The 7,436-nt window shown below is 63.6% G+C and carries 5 protein-coding genes and 1 pseudogene; 3 read left to right on the forward strand and 3 right to left on the reverse strand.

Annotation, left to right across the window (positions count from 1 at the left end):
• Positions 1 to 192: 192 nt before the first annotated feature.
• Entirely contained in the window at positions 193 to 1,206 is a 1,014-nt protein-coding gene (locus PMN64_RS40890; RefSeq protein WP_411784851.1) for a quinone oxidoreductase family protein, read from the forward strand.
• Positions 1,207 to 1,319: 113 nt separating this feature from the next.
• Positions 1,320 to 2,374 (forward strand): annotated as a pseudogene (locus PMN64_RS40895) (YeeE/YedE family protein).
• 164 nt (positions 2,375 to 2,538) lie between these two features.
• On the opposite strand, the gene PMN64_RS40900 reads toward PMN64_RS40895, so the two are convergent.
• From PMN64_RS40900 to PMN64_RS40910, 3 genes are all read right to left on the reverse strand, one after another.
• Positions 2,539 to 3,381, reverse strand: a complete 843-nt coding sequence (locus tag PMN64_RS40900; RefSeq protein WP_411784852.1) for a metal-dependent phosphohydrolase — start codon at positions 3,379 to 3,381, stop codon at positions 2,539 to 2,541.
• Positions 3,382 to 3,720: 339 nt separating this feature from the next.
• Positions 3,721 to 4,434, reverse strand: a complete 714-nt coding sequence (locus tag PMN64_RS40905) for a Bax inhibitor-1/YccA family protein (RefSeq protein ID WP_411784853.1) — start codon at positions 4,432 to 4,434, stop codon at positions 3,721 to 3,723.
• Positions 4,435 to 4,889: 455 nt separating this feature from the next.
• On the reverse strand, positions 4,890 to 5,831 hold the full coding sequence (locus PMN64_RS40910) for a DMT family transporter (protein ID WP_411784855.1): 942 nt from the start codon (positions 5,829 to 5,831) through the stop codon (positions 4,890 to 4,892).
• Positions 5,832 to 5,878: 47 nt separating this feature from the next.
• On the opposite strand from PMN64_RS40910, the gene PMN64_RS40915 reads away from it, so the two are divergent.
• Positions 5,879 to 7,336 (forward strand): PLP-dependent aminotransferase family protein, encoded by a 1,458-nt coding sequence (locus tag PMN64_RS40915; protein WP_411784856.1) that lies wholly within the window; start codon positions 5,879 to 5,881, stop codon positions 7,334 to 7,336.
• The last annotated feature ends 100 nt before the right edge of the window (positions 7,337 to 7,436 follow it).

Here is a 7,436-nt window from a genome sequence, read left to right on the forward strand (position 1 = left end):
ACGGGAGCTTTCTGCGCGTCGATCGCCGCATTCCTAAACTCCACCTTCCGGGGTAGACTAAGCGCTCTCTCGTGCTTGCCGGATCGGCCCTCTTAGTCTAATCGACAAGTTCGTTAGTTGCGGGCACAGCCACCATGGAGCCGATCCATAAGGGCTTCAATTCGGCACCATGCCCTTCGGCCGGAGACACGGATGCAATCCGCTTCCAACCCAGACAGTCGCGCGGTCGACGCCCGCTGCGTGCGCCTGCTGACGAAGGCGGAGAACGCGGCGGCGGTGGCGCCGGTGGTCGAGACTCATGCACTTTCGCGCGGCGACAACGACGTCTTGATCGAGGTGAGGGCGGCGGCGGTCAATCCGTCCGATGTGAAAGCCGCGACCGGGCTGATGCCCTATGCCATATTCCCGCGTACCTCGGGCCGCGACTACGCCGGCGTCGTGATCGATGGCCCGGCTGAATTCATCGGGCGTGAGGTGTTCGGCTCGTCCGGCGACCTCGGCATCCGCCGCGACGGCACCCATGCCACGCATCTGGCGGTCGAGCGCGATGCGGTGGTGGAAAAGCCCGCCGGCATTTCCTGGGACGAAGCCGCCGGGATCGGCGTGCCCTTCGTCACCGCGATGGAGGGCCTGCGCCGCGCCGGCCTGCCGAAGACGGGCGAGAGCGTGCTGGTGATGGGCGTCAACGGCAAGGTCGGGCAGGCCGCGGTGCAGATCGCGAGCTGGCACGGTGCGCGCGTGATCGGCGTGGTGCGCAAGAGCGAGCCCTATGAGGGCCACAGCAATTCGCCGGTCGAGGTGATCGACGCCTCGACCACCGACGTCGCCGCTCGCGTGCGCGAGCTGACCGGCGGCAAGGGCGCCGACATCGTCTACAACACGGTCGGCGATCCCTATTTCCAGGCCGCGCACAAGTCGCTGGCGCTGCGCGGCCGCCAGATCCTGATCGCGGCGGTCGACCGCATCGTGCAGTTCGACATCCTCGAATTCTACCGCGGCCAGCACACCTATGTCGGCATCGACACGCTTGCGTTGTCGTCGGTTGCGACCGGCGAGGTGTTGCGCGAGCTTGCGCCGGGCTTTGCCGGCGGACATCTGAAGCCATTCCCGATCAAGCCGAGCGCGATCTATCCGCTGGAACAGGCCAAGGCGGCGTTTGTTGCCGTGGCAGGCTCGTCGCGTGACCGCGTGATTTTGCGGCCCTAATTCCACCCGTCATTGCGAGGAGCGAAGCGACGAAGCAATCCACTCTCTCCCGCCCGCGGTGATATGGATTGCTTCGCTTCGCTCGCAATGACGAAGGCAACTGAAGGACTTCCATGGACCCCGCCACGATCGTCATCATCGCCGCCCTGATCATCGGCCTGATCTATGGCTCGGTCGGGCTGCTCAGCGGCTTCTGCATGATGAGCGGCCTGCGCGGCTGGTGGGCGGAGGGTGACGGCCGCCTGGTGCGCACCTATGCGCTGGCGATGGGGGTTGCGATCGCGGCCTCGCAGCTTTTGGCGGCGGCAGGCCTCGTCGATCTCGGCAAGTCGATCTATCTGCAGCCGTCCTTCTCGGCGCCGGTGATGTTCCTCGGCGGGCTGCTGTTCGGCTATGGCATGGTGCTGTCGAACGGCTGCGGTTCCCGAGCCCTGGTGCTGCTGGGGCGCGGCAATCTGCGCTCCTTCGTGGTCGTGATCGTGCTCGGCATCTTCGCCGAGATGACGCTGAAGGGTCTGATTGCCCCGGCGCGGATCGCAATGGTGCAGGCCTCGCAGGCCACGGTCGCCGCCAATTCTGTGCCGTCACTGCTGGTGAGCGCCGGCCTCGGCGCGGTGCAGGCGCGAATGGTCGCCGCCTCGGTGCTATCAGCCGTCCTGATCATCTTTGCCTTCGCCCATGCGCCGTTCCGGAAATCATTCGGACAGATCGCGGCCGGCCTGATCGTCGGCCTGCTGGTGGCAGGAGGCTGGTACGCGACCGGTTATCTCGGCGCGGATGATTTCAATCCGGTGCCGGTGACCTCGCTGACCTTCATCGCGCCGATCGCCGACGCCCTGCAATATGTGATGCTGTCGACCGGTTCGACGCTCAATTTCGGTATCGTCACCGTGTTCGGCGTGTTTGCCGGCAGCCTGATCACGGCCATCGCCACCGGGCGCTTCCAGCTCGAAGGCTACCGGTCGCCGCAGCACATGCTGCGCTCGGCGAGCGGCGCCGCGCTGATGGGCGCCGGCGGCGTGATGGCGTTCGGCTGCTCGGTCGGGCAGGGGCTGACCGGACTGTCGACGCTCTCGCTGTCGTCCCTCATCGCGATCGCCGGCATCATGCTCGGCACGGCGCCGGCCTGCGCGGCGCGCTGCGAGTGAGGCCGCTCGCGACGGCCTAGGGCGTTTACTCATAACCGTCGGCTTCCAGTCATAAAGCGGAAGTTGCCCAGTTCGGTAGTTATCGGCGGCTTATGACCCGAACCTGATCCATTGGTGGATTCTGGCAAACCACCTGCGCTCGTGGTCGGCACTGTCACCATGTTCGGCTACGAGACGGCGCCAATTACGGCTGCGGTCCCGACAGATTCATCTCACGCTCCGCCCGAAACACGTTACCATAGAGAGTTGCTATCCATCGACGGCCGCGAGAAGTGACATTGAGATAGCGTATCGCCGTTTGAATTTGGGGGGCAGCGGTCTTCCAGTAAAATTGGGGATACTTATAAACGATGTCTGCCGGCGTCGCGTAGCCCAGCGTTTTGTTGAGCCCGACCTCTTCAAATTCGTAGAACAGCGCGTTCGACTTCCTCAGATAGTGGGGATCGCCGAGCTGCCCGATAAGATCGGCGGCTCGCAGCAGCAACCCCTCTTCTTCTATCAGACTGTCGTTCGAGGATAGCGTATAAGGAAAGCGGGTATATTCGATTGCCCGGGCCACGCGGTTCGCATCCAACTCTTCTGAGTCCCGGCGCTCGAGGACGAACAATTTCGAACGGTCCACGTGATACGGAGCAAGCGCGGCATCGGACGATCCTCGAGGCAGACGAATGGTACCGCCATTTACATCTGCGATAAAGGACTCGTCTTCATCTCCTTGAACAATGCCGCGAACGTACCCGATGTCATGGGTGAGGCACGCCAGAATGAAATTCGCATAATCGTTTGCTGTCGTCGGCCGCAACAGCGCACGTCCGGTTAAGATGTCGTGTCCGGCAAGGGTAACGAGCAATGTATGCTCAATGTTGTGGTACAGGGCGTCGCTGTTACCGATGCACTCCAACGTGAGCTTCGCCGCAAACGGAAGCAGCTCAGTCAAACCGGCATGTGAAGCGCCAAACCGGTCCTTCGTTTCCGCCGTTAGAAACGACCCCAAGGCTTGCGATACCAGTTCCGGAACTGTGATCATTTCAATATCCCTTCAGCTTGCGCAGCAATGATACGTCGAGCACTCGATGTCGGGCAGGGTTGGGAGTATCTAACGATCTCAGCGCAGCAACTCTATAGTAGCCGGCCCCCGCCCCTTGATCTGGATCAATGTAGGCGCCCGGGTCACTGCCCTTTTCGGAAGTGCCGCGCAGGCTATCGAAAGTCAGGTGTCGGAGGTGAAGCGGACGTTACGGTTGCGCGTTCCGACTTCCGAGTTGACCCTCAGCAGACATTCCCACGCCAAAGCGCCCTTGTTATTCAATCGTCGCGCCTCATCGCGCAGTGGCGAGCGGATCGCACTCGAGAATGACGTCGTAGTCTAGCGTCGGCCGCCCATCAGGCGCAGCATCATCATGAACAGGTTGATGAAGTTGAGGTAGAGCGACAGCGCACCCAACACTGCCTTGCGGCCGGCCGAAGTGGTGTCATCGCCGCCGTCGTACATCCCCTTGATCCGCTGGGTATCGTAGGCCGTGAGCCCCGCAAAGACGCCGACTCCGATAATGGAAATCATCCAATCGAGCCCGCTCGATCTCAGAAACAGATTGACCAGGCTAGCGATAATGATGCCGATCAAGCCCATAAGCAGGAACGTTCCAAATCCAGACAAGCTTCGCTGGGTACTGTAGCCCCAGATACTGAGCGCGCCGAAGGCCGCCGCTGAGATGAAGAACACTCTGGTGATCGAGGACTGTGTGTAAATGTGGAAGATGGTCGACAATGAAATCCCGACCAGGGCCGCATAGAGGAAAAACAATCCTCGCGCAGCTCCCACCGACAGCGTGTTGATTCGTGCACCGATAAAGAACACTAGTCCCAGTGGCGCCAGCATTAGCACCCACATCAGCGGACTTTGAAGCAATTCAGGGCCGGTGAACTGATAGGTCAAAAACGCTGCAGCGCCGGTCAAGCCAACGCCGGCGGCCATGTAATTATATACGCGCAGCATAAAAGCGCGAAGGCCGACGTCTATCGCTATGGCGCCGTTTGCGGGGAAGCCCGGCGCAGCTGCATTTCGATCATAGTTCGACATGAGTTGTGTCCTTCTTGAAAGGCTCCTGTGGGAAGTAGCCGACTGTACTCGTGATGTGCGGCTTCATTACCGGGGAGACGGTGCACTCATGATCGCTCCCACGTTTCGGTAACGCCCGGCGAGGTCGCCTCCGCCTTGGTACCGAAGATTGCGCTCATGAACTAAAACAAAAATGCTCATCCTTGAGTCCAACATCCTTCGGTACGTGTTGGGCGGCACTTCCTGGCCGACAGCGTAGTGGCCGGCCGGTGGCAGCGGTCTTGATCTGGATCAATACAATTTGCTCAATCGCGCCCGTTGCCGTTTCGCGATGTCGTTGCCCGCGCGCCGACGAGGCGATCGATTGAGCTGGCCATGTCCGCATTTGGCCCAAGGCCGACATGCAGCGACGTCGGTTTCGACGTCAGCGTCTGAGACCGACGCGGACGTGACGAATCTATGAGTACGGGCCCTCATTACGCACGCGACGGCGCGTCCGCGAGCGAACTCAGCGCGATGCCGCCGACGATCAGCGCCGCGGCGATCGCCAGCGACAGATCGATCGGCTCGCCAAGCAGCAGTGCCGCGGTCACGATGCCGACGATCGGCGTCCCCGTCGTGCCGAGCGAGGTGGTCAGCGCCGGCAGGCTCTTGTTGACCATGGACATCGCCCAATAGGCCAGCGCGGTGCCGATGAAGCCGGAATAGAGGAACAGCAGCAGGAGGTGTGGCGACCATGTCACCTCGGGCACGCCCTCGGTGATCAGCGCCGACATCGTCAGCACCAGCGTCGCGACCAGCACCTGCCACAGCAGCAATTGCAGCGGCGTCGCGATCCAGCGGTGCGAGCGGATGTAGATGATGTTCGCGGCCCAACAGATCGCGGCGATGATGATCATGCCGGCGCCGGCGAGGACGTGCAGATTGCTCCAGTCCAGCGACGCCGGGTTGAGGATCACGCAGAGCCCGGCGAGTCCGAGCGCGACGCCGACAAGCTTGAGCGCGCCGAGCCGTTCGGTACGCGCGGCGGCCGCGGCAAGCGCGACCCACAGCGGCGTGGTGTAGCCGAGCACGACGCCCTTGCTGGCCGGGAGATAGCGCAGGCCGGCGGCGACCAGCGTCGAGAAGAACGTCATGTGCAGCAGCGCCACGCTGAGCACCACCGGGACATCGGCGATCCGCGGAATGATCAAATTGCCGCTGGCGCGCAGGATCACCAGCAGCGCGATCAGGGCGACCCAGCTGCGGATCGAGGCGGTCCACAGCGGCGGCACCGCCTCGACCAGCGATTTCGTGACCGACCAGTTGATGCCCCAGGCCAGCACCACGACGATGAACAGGGCGGCGGCCTTGGCGGGGGAGAGTGACTGGTTCACGGCAGAATCCTTGCGGGCGATACCGCTTGTGAATAGGATCATGCTGGCTCTATCGAAAGAGTCAGATTTCGTAGAACGATGGAGCCAGATTGATCCTCGCCGAATTGCTCGCGCTGAAGCGATCGGACGATGCCGGGCTGGCCGCGCAGCTGACCCAGCAGCTGCGCGCGCTGATGGCGAGCGGCCGGATCCGGAGCGGCGCCATGCTGCCGTCGAGCCGCGGCCTTGCGGCCGAGCTCGACGTGGCGCGCAACACCGTGACGCATGCCTATGAGCAGCTGGCGGCCGAAGGATATCTGCGGGTCGCGGCGCGGCGGCGGCCGGTTGTGACCGACGATATCGAAGCGCGCTTCGCCAAACCTGCGCTGGCGCCAAAGCGCGAGGCCGCCCGCAAACCATTGCTGTCGCCCTGGGCCTTGCAGCTCTCCGACACCGATTGGCCGCTGTCCTACCAGGCGGATTTCCGGCCGCTCCGCCCCGGGCTTGCGGATGCGCGCGAGTTTCCGCACGAGATCTGGGCGCGCTGCCTGCGCCGCAGTGCGCTGCGCCGCCGCTTCAACGACCAAACCGTAGTCAACCGGCCAAGTCTGCGCGAAGCCTTATGCGACTATCTTGAAGTCAGCCGCGGGGTGCGTGCCGAGGCCGATCAGATCCTGATCCTGCCGACGGCGCAGGCGGCGCTGACGCTGATCGCCGCGACCACCATCGTGGCCGGCGATGCGGTGTGGACGGAGGATCCCGGCTATCCCGGCGCCGCGGCGGCGTTCCGCGCGGCCGGTGCCGACGTCGCCGGCGTCAGGCTCGATCAATGGGGAATGATGCGGATGCGCGCGACGCGCGCGCCGAAGCTCATCTTCGCGACGCCGTCGCATCAGCACCCGACCGGACGGGTGATGCCGGTCGCGCGCCGCACCGAGCTGTTGGCTTCCGCCGAGCCCGGCAAGACCTGGATCGTCGAGGACGATTACGACGGCGAGTTTCACTATGACAGTCGCCCGATGCCGGCGCTGCAGGGGCTCGATCGCGAGGGACGCGTGCTCTATCTCGGCACCTTCGCCAAGGCGATGACGGCCGATATCCGCATCGGCTATCTGGTGGTGCCGCCACAGCTGGCACGGACGATGGAGATCGCGCAGCGCCATCTCGGGCTGATCGCCTCCGTGCATGTCCAGGAAGCGCTGGCCGCCTTCATGGCCGACGGGCATTTCCTGGCCCATGTCAGGCGGATGCGGCGCATCTATCGCGCGCGCCGCGACCACCTCGCTACGGCGCTGGCGCGGCAGCTCGGCGAGGTGCTCACGGCCGAGGTCCCGCCTGGCGGCATGCAGCTGATTGCCCGTTTCAGGGACGGCGCCGCCGACCAAAGCGCAGTCGCGCGGCTGGTGGCCGCAGGGGTCGAGGTGCGCGCGCTGTCGAGCCTCGCGCTGGAGCGGCCGCGCGACCACGGCCTGTTGCTCGGCTTCGCCGCCTGGCGCGAGAACGAGATCGGCGCCGCGGTGCGGATCATGGCGAACTGCCTGATCGGCAAGCGCGCTGCGCGTGGGTAGAGGGGTGCTCGCACGATTTCGGAATAATGGAAGAATATCCCTGAGTCTGTCTCTTATACACATCTCCGAGCCCACGAGACTTAGGATATCATCTCGTATG

The sequence above is a fragment of the Bradyrhizobium sp. UFLA01-814 genome (assembly GCF_046718885.1).
GTDB lineage: Bacteria > Pseudomonadota > Alphaproteobacteria > Rhizobiales > Xanthobacteraceae > Bradyrhizobium > Bradyrhizobium elkanii.

What these genes read in the sequence shown, in the direction of transcription:
- PMN64_RS40890 (WP_411784851.1), top strand. Translation starts at nt 193, where the DNA reads ATGCAATCCGCTTCCAACCCAGACAGTCGCGCGGTCGACGCCCGCTGC.
- PMN64_RS40900 (WP_411784852.1), bottom strand. Translation starts at nt 3,381, where the DNA reads ATGATCACAGTTCCGGAACTGGTATCGCAAGCCTTGGGGTCGTTTCTA.
- PMN64_RS40905 (WP_411784853.1), bottom strand. Translation starts at nt 4,434, where the DNA reads ATGTCGAACTATGATCGAAATGCAGCTGCGCCGGGCTTCCCCGCAAAC.
- PMN64_RS40910 (WP_411784855.1), bottom strand. Translation starts at nt 5,831, where the DNA reads ATGATCCTATTCACAAGCGGTATCGCCCGCAAGGATTCTGCCGTGAAC.